General features: G+C 37.0%; 9 protein-coding genes. 2 read left to right on the top strand and 7 right to left on the bottom strand.

Annotated features, from left to right (window positions below):
• Positions 1-10: 10 nt before the first annotated feature.
• The 4 genes from opp3C to CAO17_RS18010 all read right to left on the bottom strand — a co-directional run bounded on the left by opp3C (position 11) and on the right by CAO17_RS18010 (position 5,882).
• Complete coding sequence (gene opp3C, locus CAO17_RS18025; protein WP_085993946.1) at positions 11-1,162, bottom strand: oligopeptide ABC transporter permease; 1,152 nt, start codon at positions 1,160-1,162, stop codon at positions 11-13.
• Entirely contained in the window at positions 1,162-2,091 is a 930-nt protein-coding gene (opp3b, locus tag CAO17_RS18020; RefSeq protein WP_085993945.1) for an oligopeptide ABC transporter permease, read from the bottom strand. Before opp3b ends, opp3C begins: the two co-directional genes overlap by 1 nt.
• A 155-nt stretch (positions 2,092-2,246) precedes the next feature.
• Positions 2,247-3,917, bottom strand: a complete 1,671-nt coding sequence (locus CAO17_RS18015) for a peptide ABC transporter substrate-binding protein (RefSeq protein ID WP_085993944.1) — start codon at positions 3,915-3,917, stop codon at positions 2,247-2,249.
• A gap of 303 nt (positions 3,918-4,220) precedes the next feature.
• Complete coding sequence (locus CAO17_RS18010; protein WP_085993943.1) at positions 4,221-5,882, bottom strand: peptide ABC transporter substrate-binding protein; 1,662 nt, start codon at positions 5,880-5,882, stop codon at positions 4,221-4,223.
• A 466-nt stretch (positions 5,883-6,348) separates the two neighbouring features.
• Here CAO17_RS18010 and CAO17_RS18005 point away from each other — a divergent pair, with 466 nt between their 5' ends.
• Complete coding sequence (locus tag CAO17_RS18005) at positions 6,349-6,702, top strand: DUF3899 domain-containing protein (RefSeq protein WP_085993942.1); 354 nt, start codon at positions 6,349-6,351, stop codon at positions 6,700-6,702.
• A gap of 198 nt (positions 6,703-6,900) precedes the next feature.
• Here CAO17_RS18005 and CAO17_RS18000 read toward each other — a convergent pair whose 3' ends face one another.
• A complete protein-coding gene (locus CAO17_RS18000) occupies positions 6,901-8,586 on the bottom strand; it encodes a peptide ABC transporter substrate-binding protein (protein WP_085993941.1) in 1,686 nt (561 codons plus the stop codon).
• Between the two features lie 472 nt (positions 8,587-9,058).
• Between CAO17_RS18000 and CAO17_RS17995 the strand changes: the two genes are divergently transcribed.
• Complete coding sequence (locus tag CAO17_RS17995) at positions 9,059-10,348, top strand: hypothetical protein (protein ID WP_085993940.1); 1,290 nt, start codon at positions 9,059-9,061, stop codon at positions 10,346-10,348.
• A 169-nt stretch (positions 10,349-10,517) separates the two neighbouring features.
• On the opposite strand, the gene CAO17_RS17990 is transcribed toward CAO17_RS17995, so the two are convergent.
• Together CAO17_RS17990 and CAO17_RS17985 are read right to left on the bottom strand one after the other, a co-directional pair.
• Positions 10,518-13,697 (bottom strand): DEAD/DEAH box helicase, encoded by a 3,180-nt coding sequence (locus CAO17_RS17990; RefSeq protein WP_085993939.1) that lies wholly within the window; start codon positions 13,695-13,697, stop codon positions 10,518-10,520.
• 303 nt (positions 13,698-14,000) lie between these two features.
• A complete protein-coding gene (locus tag CAO17_RS17985) occupies positions 14,001-14,723 on the bottom strand; it encodes a DUF3784 domain-containing protein (protein WP_085993938.1) in 723 nt (240 codons plus the stop codon).
• Between the last annotated feature and the right edge of the window lie 26 nt (positions 14,724-14,749).

The raw sequence follows: 14,749 nt of genomic DNA, 5'->3' as shown, positions 1-14,749 counted from the left end.
CCTACCTTTATTATTTATGCATTTTCGGATCAAATGCATCACGTAATCCATCACCGATTAGGTTAAATGCAATCATAATAACCGAAATCAGAATAGCCGGGAATACGAGCATATATGGATAAAGCATAATATTGTCAAAACCAGTGTTAATCAACGTACCAAGTGATGCGTCTGGTGGAGTAATCCCTAGACCAATAAAGCTTAAGAATGCTTCAAAGAAAATCGCATCAGGAATAGTAAACATGGTATTAATTATGATAATCCCACTAATGTTAGGCAATAAATGCTTTGTAATTACCTTCCAGTTCGACTGACCAAGTGTTCTAGCCGCTAGTACATATTCTTGGTTCTTTAATTTCATGACTTCTCCACGAACAATACGGGCCATCCCCGTCCAACCTGTTATTGTCAATGCTATAACAATGGAGGTGATACCTGGCTCTAACACAAGCATCATCAATAGAATAATAACAAGGTTCGGTATACCAATAAGTACCTCAAGAATACGCATTAGTACATCGTCCACTTTACCGCCATAATAACCAGCAATACCACCATAAGCAACACCGATTACTAGACCAATAATCGCTGCAATGAACGCAATAAGTAATGATACCTTCGTACCATCCCAAAGCCTTGTCCATTGATCACGTCCTAGTGTATCGGTACCTAACCAAAAATATTGGTCACCCATATCTTTTGCTTCATATATATGATAAGTAGCCTTTACTTCCGCAGAGTTTCTGCTTCCGTCCCCTTCATTTAACACTTTGATATCGATAAATTCCTCGGCATTATCATACCTTGCAATTGCATTAGTTGTTGCTTGTTCAACCGTATCTCCTTTGAATGTATCACTTAAAACACCGCTAAATCCTAACCAGGATATATTTTCTAATACAGGAATACGTGCTGGCATTTTTGCACGGGATAGGTCCTGTTCATCTAGTCCATGGTCATTCATTAGTGGCCCAACAAAGCTCATGATTATGATAAAGAGTAGTGCAAGCATACTTACTACGGCCAATTTATTTTTAAAGAACGTTCTTCTAGCATCCTGCAAGAATGTTCTGCTCGGACTAGTGATCGCTTCACTCGTATCTTCTTTCTGCTTCATCGGGACAAGAAGTTCTTTTGGTATGTTGTTATCTTTTGTATCCATTATTTATTCCCTCCGCTAATTCTAATTCTTGGATCAATTAGTCCATACAGAAGGTCAATTATTAAAATAATTCCAATGAATAATGCTGCAAACAACAGCGTGGTACCCATAATTGTTGGATAATCATTAACCAAAACAGAGTTTACAAACTGTTCCCCGATTCCAGGGATAGCAAAGATTTGTTCGATAACCATTGATCCAGTCATTAAGCTAACCGCCATTGGTCCAATAACCGTAATTAATGGAATTAATGCGTTTCTAAGCCCGTGTTTAAAAACAACTCCTGGTTCCGTTACACCTTTTGCACGTGCTGTTGTAATATAATTTGACCCTAATACCTCTACCATTTCCGTACGCACAAAACGGGCAGCCGTTGCCATTGGGAAAATCATTAATGCGATGGTAGGTAATATGGAGTGTTCAAAGCTTCCCCACAGTGCAACAGGGAACCATTCCAATTCCGCAGCAAAGACATATTGAAGAAGACCTGCAAACACAAAGTTGGGGATGGATGTACCTAATACAGCGATAACAGTTGAGGTATAATCAAGAAAACCATTATGAGATATTGCTGCTATAAGACCCAAAAGAACCCCGAGTATTGTCCCTATTATAAGCGCCTGTGCACCTAATTGTGCGGATGGTCCAATTCGATCCATCAAAATATCTGTCACCGGCGTATTACTGAAGGCAAAGGATATCCCTAAATCCCCCTCCACTAAACCAGTAATATAGTTCACATATTGAACTGGTATTGGATCATTCAGCCCATATTTTTCTAAAACAATTGCTTTTTGTTCTTCCGTCAATTTATCCTCTGCATTAAGCGGACTACCAGGTAGCATTTTCATGAGGAAGAACGATAATGTTGCTATGATAAATAAGGTAATCAGCATATACATTACCCGTCGTAAAATATAACGAACCATTCTCGCACACCTCCCGTTGATTTAAAATTATATTCAAAAAGTGAGAAATGTTCATTATTGTACGATTTTTCAATCGAAATGGAACAAGAGAGCATGTTATTGGCACACTCTCTTGTTTATTTTTGTATTAACTATACAATTTTAAACCCAATATATTATTCAGCAATACGTGCCCATTTATATTCATATTCATGACCAAATGGGTTCATAAACACACCTTCTATTTTTGGTGAAATAAGCTGTGCATAGGCTTTTTGATAGATAGGCGCAATTGCTGCATCTTCTAATAGAATCTTCTCTGCTTCAAGGAAGTTTTCATAACGTGCAGCATTATCTAGTGCTAAAGTCGTTTGAGCTTCTTTTAATAAAGCATCATATTCTTCATTTGAATAGCCCATCTTGTTGTTTCCACCGTCCGTAATCCATAGACTTAAGAATGTATATGGGTCAAGGAAGTCTGGTCCCCATCCAGCATTTTGAATATCATAGTCCATTGCTGTATCTAGATCTAAACGTTGTTCAAATGGAACATTCTTAAGATTGATTTTTAGGCCTGGCAGATTGGATGTTAATTGGTTCGCAATGTATTCATCCATTACTTTCGCTGTTTCGGTATCTCCACCAAGATATTCAAGTTCTATTGTGTCTGTTCCCAATTCCTCTAAACCTTTTTCCCAGTACTCTAGAGCTTTTTCCTTATCGTAGGTTACTAAGTCACCACTAACTTCACGGAAATCTTCACCAGATTCTGGCATGTTAACAAAGTCAGAAGGAATTAACCCATTTGCAACGATAGAACCATTGTTTAAAATCTCATTTACTAATGCTTCTTTATCAAATGCCATACTGATTGCTTTACGGATATTCTCATTTGCTAAAGCTTCATTTCTAGTTTGATTCATTTTCAAGTAAAATACAGCTGTTTGTGGTCTCACTTGATAATCTTCATGTGTAGAATATTGGTCTACTAAATCAGAAGAAATATCAGCACGGTCCACTGTACCCTCTTCATATAATCGCACAGATGTTGTAGGGTCTTTAACAACTACATGGTTGATACGATCAACCTGTACTGTTTCCGCATCCCAATAGTTTTCATTTTTTACAAGATCCCATTCGTTAGCAGTACTGGTCCAGTTTTCTAGTGTAAATGGACCATTAAATAATAATGTTTCTGTACTTGTAGCAAATTCGTCTCCCTGTGCTTCAACAAACGCTTCATTTAACGGCATGAAAGTTCCGAAAGTTGTTAGTGTTTCAAAGTAAGGAGTTGGATTTTCAAGTTCCACTACAAGTGTATAATCATCTTTTGCCGTTACACCTAATTCCTCTACCGGAACTTCCCCTGTATTTACTGCTGTTGCATTTTTAATAACGCCGCCCATCATATATGGACCATACTCAGAGCCAGTTGCTGGATCAACCGCACGTCTCCAAGCATATACAAAGTCATGTGCTGTTACAGGGTCACCATTTGACCATTTTGCGTCTTCGCGTAAGTTAAATGTCCAAGTTAGGCCATCCTCACTTACTTTATGATCCACTGCAATACCTTCCACAGGTTGTGCATTTTTATCTAAACGGTACAGACCTTCCATCGTTTCCCCAATAAATTGGAATCCGTATTGGTCTGTTGCCATAGATGGATCCATTGTTGGAATCGTATCTCCATTAATAAAGTTAAGGACTCTTTCTCCTTCTGTTGCTTCTTCTGTATCTCCATCAGCCGATTCTGCCGATTCATCTGTATCACTACCGCCACAGGCAGCTAATACAGTTAACAGTAACCCTAGAGCTAATAACAAAGCCCAATTTTTAAGCCTCATTTTTCTGTCCTCCCTGTAGTTATTTTTTTCTGAAAACTTCAGAAATTAAATCTGTATAGAAAGTTATCATAATGAATTATATCCCGAGATTGTGAATAATGTAAATACTTTTTTAAAAAAATGTAAAAATATTTATTAAAATGTTACATTTATCGACAAATTTCTTAATTTATTCGACGATTTTCGTTATTACTTTAAATACACTTATACATTTTTACGTCAAAATCACTTGTGAATAATTTAACATTCTCTTTAACGATTTAAAAGGGGAATACGTTAAAATGTACTCCCCCTTCTACCCTATTATTCTGAGGTTACATTTGCCCATTTGTACTCATAGGTTGCTCCAAATGGATTTACGAACACCCCTTCTATTCTCGGTGACACAAGCTGCGCCATTGCACTTTGGTAAATTGGCGCTATTGCTGCATCTTCAAATAGAATTTTTTCTGCTTCTAGAAAATTTTTATAGCGAGCTACATTATCATTCGCTAAATCCGTCGCCGCTTCTTCTATCAATGCATCGTATTCTTTATTCGAATAACCCATCTTATTGTTTCCACTACCCGTTACCCACAGATCTAAAAATGTGTTGGGATCAAGATAATCCGGTCCCCATCCAGAAACTTGAATTTCATAGTCCATTGCTGTATCTAAATCCAAACGTTGTTCAAAAGGAACATTTTTCAAATTAACTTGAAGCCCGGGCAAATTGGTTGATAATTGATTGGCAAGGTACTCATTCATTACCTTAGATGTTTCAGTATCACCGCCAAGCAATTCAAGTTCTATGGTGTCTGTTCCAAGCTCCTGTAGTCCTTTTTCCCAATACTCTTTTGCTGCCTCAAGATCATAGGTCACTAAATCCCCATTCACTTCTCTAAAATCTTTATTGGATTCAGGTACATTCACAAAATCAGATGGAATTAGCCCATTAGCGACAATGGATCCATTATTTAAAATTTCATTCACCAAGGCCTCTTTATCAATCGCCCTACTAATGGCAGCCCGAATGTTTTTATTGGCTAATGCTTTATTTCCTTCTTGGTTTAACTTAAGGAAAAATACGGATGTTTCTGGGGTAACCTGATAATCCTCGTGTGTTTGATATTGATCAACCAAATCAGATGAAATACCCGCACGATCTACCGTACCTTCTTCATACAATCTTACTTGAGTTGTTGGATCCTTAACGACGGTATGATGAATTTTATCTAATTGCACCGTCTCCACATCCCAGTAGTTTTTATTTTTAACAAGATCCCACTCATTCGCTGTGCTTGTCCAATTTTCTAATGTAAACGGACCATTGAACAGCAATGACTCTGTACTTGTTGCAAATTGATCCCCTTGTTCTTCTACAAAGTCTTTGTTTAACGGTAAGAACGTACCAAATGTCGTAAGTGACTCAAAATATGGTGTTGGATTTTCTAATTCAACTACTAATGTATAGTCATTCTCGGCTCTTACCCCTAACTCTTCAACCGGAACGTCCCCTTTACTAACAGCAGTAGCATTCTTTAAAACTCCTCCCATCATGTACGGACCATATTCAGAACCCGTATTGGGATCTACTGCTCGCTGCCACGCAAACACAAAATCATGGGCTGTCACTGGATCGCCATTTGACCATTTTGCATCCTCACGCAACTGGAATGTCCATGTTAGCCCATCATCACTTACCTCATGATCCATCGCTATTCCCTCTACTGGTTCAGCATTTTCATCTAATCGATAAAGTCCTTCCATTGTAGCCCCTAAAAACTGAAACCCATATTCATCCGTAGCCATAGAGGGATCCATAGAAGGTATCGTATCCCCATTTACAAAGCTTAGTGTTTTCCCTCCTTCCGCACCATTGTTTTCATCTCCTGGCACCGGTTCTCCATCATTTCCCCCACATGCAACTAAAAGTAGAATTAGTAAGCCTAAGACAAATGCCATTTTTTTACACCTTACATCCATAACGGATGACCTCCTCTTAAAAAAACTCCATTTTATAACAGCAGTAATGCCCTGCTATCGCATTTCACATCACTGTCTAGTGTCCCCTTAACCACCTTAATAATGTATGCCTTACACAAAATTACCAATAAGTCAGTCCATCTAGGGTAAAGAATGTTGTGATATAATGTGGAGTAGTTTTTTAAAGAAGGATGATCTTACATATTTTTTGTTTCGCAGTAGAGGGATGATGCGCAGTAACTCAGGGAACGGCTTCAGCCTCTGGAGACTCTGGAGAGCGTTAGCTCGGAGGAGGTTCAGCAGCGCCCTAAGGTCCGCGTAGTGTATTTCCGTAGCGGTATTAATGCACCAATTATCTTCGTCTGGTTACTGGGCATTCTATCTATCTATTTTACGTCCTAAAACAACAACCTTTAGAACACACCATTAAAAAAGCATAATTCTATTTATAAAAGGTGAAATTATAATGAAAAAACAATACATATACTTAATAATAACCATCCTAATCATCGCATTGTTCTATCTTTTTTCTTTTGAATATACGTTCGTAAACTTAATTAATATCATGTTTTACTTTAGTTTTCTTTATTTAATCATTACCTTATTTTTATACACCAAACGAGGCGGTTTTTATGATGGGGTAACATTTGGGTTTCGTAGATTTACCAGTATTATGACAAAAAAAGATTACCTTGAGGAATGGAAGGAAAAGCCGCTCCCATCCGAAAAACGAAACGAAGGATTCTACCAAGCGATGAAATTTCAAACGCTTATCCTTTTAGCTCTTTTTATAATCCTGCTCATACTTTATTATGTTTGATTACTGGAATGGTCTGAATGACTATTCCATCGTCGTAAAAAGTGCGTTTCTCTCCTTTTTAAATCTTGATTTAATCTACATAGCTAGTAGGAAGGAGATTTCCCATTTGATCTTCATAACGAAAACAACCAGCCATAAAACAACAAAAATGGCAGGGAAATCCATTTCCCTGCCATTTTCAAACTTGCTTATTATTTATTATTCGGTGCTACTAACATCTGCCCATTTATATTCATATGTTGCACCAAATGGGTTTACAAATACACCTTCTACTCTTGGTGAAATCAATTGAGCACGGGATGCTTGGTATACAGGTGCTATAGCAGCATCTTCAAATAGGATTTTCTCTGCCTTTAGGAAATTCTCATAGCGCGCTGCATTATCTGTTGCATAGGTTGTAGACGTTTCTTCTATTAACTTATCATATTCCGGGTTCGAATATCCCATTAAGTTATTACCACCATCTGTTATCCATAGATTCATGAATGTTAATGGATCTAAGAAATCTGGACCCCATCTAGTAAGTTGTAATTCATAATCCATATTTGTATCTAAGTCAAGTCGTTGCTCTTTAGGAACCTGCTTAATTTTTACAGTTAACCCTTCTAAATTCGTTGAAAGCTGATTAGCTATGTATTCAACAAGTGTTTTCGTTGTCTCATCATCATCAGCTAAGAACTCTAATTCTACTGTTTCTTTACCAATTTCCTCTAAGCCCTTTTCCCAATATTCCTGAGCAGCTTCCAGATCATAAGTTACAAGGTCCCCACTTACTTCACGGAAGTCCTCCCCGGTTTCAGGCATAGGTGAAAATTCTGCTGGCACTAATCCATTCGCGACAATTGAGCCATTATTTAAAATTTCATTAACTAATGCTTCTTTATTAAATGCTCTACTAATTGCTGCACGGATGTTTTCATTTGCTAAAGCATCACTTGTTTCTTGATTAAACTTCAAGAAATACACAAATGTTTGTGGAGAAACGACATAATCTTCATTTGTACCATACTGGTCAACTAAGTCAGAAGTTAAATCGATACGGTCAACTGTACCTTCTTCATATAAACGTACAGCTGTTTGTGGATCTTTTACTACTTCAAACGTTATCTTATCCATTTGTACCGTTTCAGCATCCCAATAATTCTCGTTTTTTACAAGCTCCCAGGAATTGCTTGTACTTTCCCAATTAGAAATAGTATACGGACCATTTGCTAATAGATTGTCCGAACTTGTTGCGAAACTACTTCCCTTCTCTTCTACAAATGATTGATTTAATGGGAAGAATGTTCCAAAGGTTGTTAATGTCTCAAAATATGGTGTTGGATTTTCCAATTCTACCACAAGTGTATAATCATCTTTTGCAGTTACACCTAAATCTTCAACTGGTGCTTCTCCAGAACTTACTGCTGTTGCATTTTTAATCACACCATTCATCATATATGGACCATACTCAGAACCTGTTTCCGGATTAACAGCGCGCTGCCATGCATAAACAAAGTCATGTGCCGTAACCGGGTCGCCATTTGACCACACTGCATCCTCACGTAATGTAAACGTCCATGTAAGCCCATCATCACTTACTTCATGATCAGTAGCAATTCCATCTACTGGCTGTGCATTTTCATCTAGACGGTATAAACCCTCCATCGTCGCAGCCAAATATACAAAAGAAGACTCGTCTGTTGCTAACGAAGGATCCATTGTTGGAATGACCTCTGGATTCGTAAAACTTAGAACCTTTTCTCCTTCAGTAGTTGCTGCTTCTTCCCCCGAACTACTATCATCTGAACCGGTAGTCTTTTCGCTATCTCCACCGGAACACGCAACTAATACACTAAGTAATAAACCTAATGTCATTAGCATTAACCAATACTTTCGCTTCATTTTTATTCCTCCTCGTCGTTGTCCCTTTATTCTGAAAAAAATAGGTATAAAGAAGCTAGTAAAACCTTAAACAGAATTATACCCCTATTATTAAAATTGTAAAGTATTTTTAATAATTCGTCCTTTTAGATAGTGAATATTCTTACTTAAAGCGCCAAAGATAGCTTGTCTTCCATACTTCTTGACAATATTACGAAAATTCAATATGATAGTAATAATTAACTAATCATTTCATATACATTCATATACTTATCACCGTTCTTCATGTAAAATAGTAAATATAATATAATATATAAACACAACTATTAATGAAATGTTAGATAAAACACACGATTTTTCGCTATAAATAGCGAAAATCAATATGTATTCATATACTTTTATCCTTTATGATAGTTAAACATTTTAATATATATAATCATCATTGGATCTACTCAAGCAAAAAGAATACTTAATTAAAGGAGTAGTGTTATTCATGAAAGTGAAGATTGCAGTGTTTGGAAAAGAAATAACCATTAACCGGTTGAAAACAATGGTTACGAACCAAACAGATGTAGAGATGGTGCCATTCCCTTACGATAATGAAGCAGAAACCGTGGAGTTAATTGAAAAGGCTTTCATGTGTGATGTGTTTCTTTTTACGGAGGAAATAACCTATTTATTTGCGAAACAGAAGATTGAGAAAAAGCGATTACCTACTATTGTCATTCCTTCCGATGAGCTGATGGTATTAACCAATCTCTATCAGTTAAAAAATAGTAGAGATACGATTAGACGAATATCTATCGATTACGGAGATAAAACTGCGATTAACCATGTATTAGAAGATTTACATATGAATCGCCAGAACATTCACATCTATGACTATAGTTCCGATTCAGATATTTCCATTGATCATATAGTAGATTATCATTCCAATTTATGGGGGGAAGGTAAAATAGATTACGTGTTAACATCTGTGAAAAGTGTTGGCGACCGTCTCCTTGAAATGGGAATCCCTACTAGGCCAATGGTTATTCCTTCTGTCAGCTTGAAACAAGCTTTAGAAAAGGCAAAATCAAAAGTGAAACTGGATTTAAGCAAAAGTGCTCAAGTTGTAACCGGGTACGTTCGAATTAAAAACCATGAAGAAATAGCAAAAAAGAAGGGCGAAAAAGAGCTCCAACAAATAATAACAAAGCTACAGGTGATTTTAACCAAATTCAGTAAAAAGACGGATATTTCTGTTTACCCACTAAATAATCACCAATTGATTTTATTTGGTACCAAAGCATTAATCAATCATTTAACAAACCATTACCGTGATTTCCCACTTCTTCGTGAAATTAAAACAGCACTTGATGTTCCAGTGGATATGGGATATGGGCTAGGATTAACAGCGAAACAGTCGGATGTCAATGCACAAATAGCTATCGAAACATGCGGTAAAACTGAAGACAGTAAGTGCTACATTGTAAACGAAAGAAAAGAAACAATTGGGCCAATTGGAATAAAAAAGGAATTTGATGCATCCAAACTTTACCAGGCACTCATCCACAAAGCCAGATTAAACAATGAGCTATCCTATAATTTTATTGACTTCATCCGTCTAAGAAATAATGAGCCATTCTCATCAAATGATATTGCGAACTACTATAATGTAACAAAACGTAGTGCAGAACGAACCGTTAATAAGCTCCTAAACGGGGAAGTCATAAGAGTTGCAGGCGAAGAGAGACCATATCAAAAAGGGCGACCAAGAAAACTGTTTACGTTAAATCAATAGAGTCCAAAATAAGCCGGTTACCAAACTTAGGTATCCGGCTTATTTCTGTGGATATTTTATCGGCGCTCCCCTCTTTTGGCATGTAGGCTCATGATCGTTTCGCTAAGCAACATGCTCAGAAATCGGGTGACCGCTTATCACATATCTAACGCCACATGTTTCATATGCCTTATATACTCAACAACTCCCGAACATCTTCTTCACTTAAGCTGGAAAGCATGGTTTCTCCAGGCTGGATAATTTGGTCAATGAGCTCTCGCTTTTTCTGCTGCAACTCGTAAATTTTTTCTTCAATGGTACCCTCCGTAACCAATCGGATGACTTGAACAACATTTTTCTGTCCAAATCGGTAAGCACGTCCTGTTGCTTGATCTTCTACAGCTGGATTCCACCACAGATCATAAAGAATTACCGTATCCGCTCCAGTTAAATTCAAGCCCGTTCCCCCAGCTTTCAAGGAAATAAGGAAAATACTCTTTTCACCGTTATTAAATTTCTCACTCATCTCGACCCGATCCTTGGAATGGGTTTGACCACTTAGATAAAAGTAATCGTATCCTTCGTTTTCTAATCGCTCGATAATAAGCTCATGCATACTTGTAAACTGTGAAAAGATTAGCATACGTTTTCCATTTTCCACTGCACTTTTAACCGTATCCATGAGTTGTTCCATCTTACCAGACTTTCCTTCATAATTCTCAATAAACATGGAAGGATGACAACAGATTTGGCGAAGTCTTGTTAGCCCAGCTAAAATTTTCATTCGACTTTGGCTAAATCCACTTTCCTCTATGGATTGCGCAGCTTCTTGTTGTACCTGTCTTAAATAACCAATATACAAGTCCTTCTGTTCCTTCGTTAACTCGGAAACATGGACCGATTCTATTTTTTCCGGTAGTTCCTTTAAGACATCTTTTTTCAACCGTCTTAAAATAAATGGCCTTGTGATCATCGATATTTTCTCATTGGACAATTGCTTAAATTTCCGATGACTTGGCATTAACCCCGGCAAAATCACTTGAAAAATGGCCCATAGTTCATCAATGGAATTTTCAATTGGTGTTCCACTTAAAGCGAACCTTCTCGTCGCTTTCACTTCCCTTATTGCCTGAGAAGTTTTGGTCGCATAATTTTTAATATATTGTGCCTCATCTAAGATTAGCGTTTGAAACGACATTTCTCGATAAAAATCAATATCTTGTCGTAATGTTGCATACGATGTAATCCAAACATCCATATCTTTGGAAGCTTCCATTTTCTCATGCCGTTCAGCTGGCGCTCCTGTCATAATGGCTGCGTGTAAGGTTGGTGCAAATTTATTCAGCTCATTTTTCCAATTATATACAACAGATGATGGTGCAACAATTAAATGTGGACCTTGTTCCGTAGGCTCTGATGCAATATAAGCAATACTTTGCAAGGTTTTCCCTAACCCCATATCATCCGCTAAAATGCCACCTAAATGATAATGACTTAAAGACTTAAACCATTGATATCCGGTCATTTGGTAACTTCTAAGATCCGCATGTAGGTTATCTGGCAAATCATATACCTGTTCCTCAGGTGACTTCAGTTGATGTAATAGCTTTCGAAATGCCGGGTCATAGCTTTTATCCATTTGAATGAGCTCATCCAACTGTGTCCCACGATAAACAGGCATTTGAACTTGACCGTCCTGGATATCTGATTTATGAATATCTAGGTCTTGGAAAAGTTGATTTAACGAATGGAACTCCTCTCCTTCTAAAGAAAGTAATGCTCCATCTGGTAACCGATAATACCGTTTCTTTTCTATGACAGCATCTAAAATTTGGTTGATTTCGGAGTCATCCACCCCATCGATGTCGAAACCAATCTCTAATAAGTTAGAGGAGGATTCTAGTCGTACACTCGTACTAGGCGCTGTGTGATTTTCAACGAACAGGTTGCGAATTTCAGTTGATAAGAATAACTCAACTTCCTTATCTAAAAGTGGCATGACATGGTAAAGGAAATCATATAATTCTTCTTCATCCGTTTCAATATATAGATCTCTGCCATTATAATGGAAGTTAGCATGTTCAATAAGTTGCATAATGTATTGCTCTTTTTCAACATCCCGGATAATGATGACATCACTTTGGTCCCTTGTACCGTTAAACGGGTCTATTAAGTGTTCTCCATAGTGATATTCCAAGTTCCCCACAATCCAATCATCCTTCACTTCCAGATAGAGTTTCGCACGTAAAGGATATTGAATAATTTCAGATTTTACCTTTTCTGAAGCCTCTACGTCCCCTAACTTTCTCAACGAAGGTAGAACCTCTGACACAAACGTATCCGCTTGCTGTCTCGTAATGGGCAGATTTAAATCCTCCATCCCAAATCCGACAATCTGTTCAATGATAGGGATCTGTTCTTTTTTCGGGTAATAGAACACCCCTTGAGAAAAAAGTAGCTCATAATGTTTGAAATAATATGCATCTTGTATATCATCCATGGATAATAATAAATCATCCCGTTCGTTTTTCGTTAATGAGAATTGAAATGGTAGAATGCCCTTTTCAATACTAATATGTTCATAGGTCTTCTGACGCGAATCTACTACAAGGTCTCTATCTACAAGCTTTTCTAGTAGTTCCTTTATCATATATGGCGGGATGACAATTGCTCTTTTGTCATTGACATTGCTTTGATAATGATGAAAATGAAATCCATCATAGACTTCCTCGTTTTTCCGTATGGAGTAAAGCATCTCAAATATGTCTAGATCCCTTTTCAAGAAGTAATGACTGTCTGGACTATAGGTGAATTTCTTTGTAAAAAAATATTCTCTTCCTTGTAACACATCACGCAAAAAGTCAAAGGCATCCTTCACTACATAACGATGGGATTCTCCTGCCTTCAACTCAATCACTATATTTCGATTATAGGACCATTTACAATAATACTCTACCTGCATCGGTGTTCTGTCTGGTAAAATTTCTTTGTTTCTATCCGACTGGTCGGCTGCACTTAACGCCTGCATAAAGCGATCCGTTAATTGATAGTCATACGTTGTGGAATGAAAGCTGTTATTGTTGGATTCCTTATTCGCAACGCTAATTAAGGTTGCAACAATATGCTTACAAGAACCAAACGTATCAAATGCTGGACAATCACAATATGTTTCAACCGATCCTTTTTCTATTTCAGACGTATTAATTTCAACAAAATAATCCTCCGCTCCATGAACCGTTGCAGTCCAAACATTATAGTTAATATCAAATAAAAGGTCACTTACTTTATTTTGTTTAAAATATTCTAGCCCTCTTCTATAAATAACTGATGGAAATAATTTTTGGAGATTGATATCACTAAGTCTTTTCAAAACACTAGCAACCTACCTTCTAGATCTCTCGTTTATATTTACGTTACTACCCTCTATTTTAAACGAGAATCAACTGTTTTTAAACCATTCGCTATGAAAACTATGACATTTGCTCTAATAACTAGGATAGGATGTAAATTAGTAGATTATACATAAATACATCAATAAAAGACTGGAACAAAAGTATTTTCTCTAAAAAAAGTCGAACACGATTGGTGGATAAAAACCGCTGTGGAAATATACTTCACTAAATAATACGTTGTTCGTTCTTTTGAGTTAAATACTTTAGTTATGTCCCAGTCTCTATATCTTTTCTTTTAGCTGTTCATACCAATCAATGGTTTCTTCCTCTTTCTTACTGTTTATTAACGTATAAGAATCATTATGCTTAATCAATAAATACGGACGATTTCCTCCATGAATATAAAGCGTGACTGCTCCATACTCTTCTACTTGAAAATGCCCCATTAAACGTTCTCCCACTTTATAACCATTTGTACGTAAGTTTATCGCTGGAAGTTTGTCGAGAAGTTCTATTTCTTGTATACTTTCGATATTTATCTCTGTGCCATAGGGGCCTGTTATTTCTAAATCATCCTCTAACACCATCAACTCATTCGCCAAAAATGCCCTACTGATAATATAGCCAATTATCCCAATGGTGATGAAAGCAGTAATAACACTAGATATATAAGCACTTTTCCGCCTTTCCTTCATTTCATATTTCTGTATATAAATATAGCCGATAATAAATACCAATACCGTAATACCAACAGCTATCTCAAAACCATATGGAATCTCAAGCACCGTCAGTAATAGTCCAATGGTTAATAGAACAGCTGTCACGACATACAACTTTCCCGCCGCTTTTAGGTACCCAGACTTCTCCAGCTTTTTTATTTCTTCATCCGTACGATTTCTCATTCCAGATATAAAGATGTATTTCCGCCTTTTAAAAATAAGAAAGGCAGCAATATACATAAAGGTTACCGCTGCCGTTAGAATAAAAATTCCTATTGCATTCATGTTTGTTGTATCCTCTCATTAGAAAA

It is taken from the genome of Oceanobacillus senegalensis, assembly GCF_900176885.1.
Lineage (GTDB): Bacteria > Bacillota > Bacilli > Bacillales > Amphibacillaceae > Oceanobacillus > Oceanobacillus senegalensis.
This window is presented reverse-complemented; position numbering and strand designations above follow the sequence as displayed.

Bases quoted from the DNA above. Each gene is read 5' to 3' on its own strand.
- opp3C (WP_085993946.1), bottom strand. From the start codon at position 1,162: ATGGATACAAAAGATAACAACATACCAAAAGAACTTCTTGTCCCGATG.
- opp3b (WP_085993945.1), bottom strand. From the start codon at position 2,091: ATGGTTCGTTATATTTTACGACGGGTAATGTATATGCTGATTACCTTA.
- CAO17_RS18015 (WP_085993944.1), bottom strand. From the start codon at position 3,917: ATGAGGCTTAAAAATTGGGCTTTGTTATTAGCTCTAGGGTTACTGTTA.
- CAO17_RS18010 (WP_085993943.1), bottom strand. From the start codon at position 5,882: ATGGATGTAAGGTGTAAAAAAATGGCATTTGTCTTAGGCTTACTAATT.
- CAO17_RS18005 (WP_085993942.1), top strand. From the start codon at position 6,349: ATGAAAAAACAATACATATACTTAATAATAACCATCCTAATCATCGCA.
- CAO17_RS18000 (WP_085993941.1), bottom strand. From the start codon at position 8,586: ATGAAGCGAAAGTATTGGTTAATGCTAATGACATTAGGTTTATTACTT.
- CAO17_RS17995 (WP_085993940.1), top strand. From the start codon at position 9,059: ATGAAAGTGAAGATTGCAGTGTTTGGAAAAGAAATAACCATTAACCGG.
- CAO17_RS17985 (WP_085993938.1), bottom strand. From the start codon at position 14,723: ATGAATGCAATAGGAATTTTTATTCTAACGGCAGCGGTAACCTTTATG.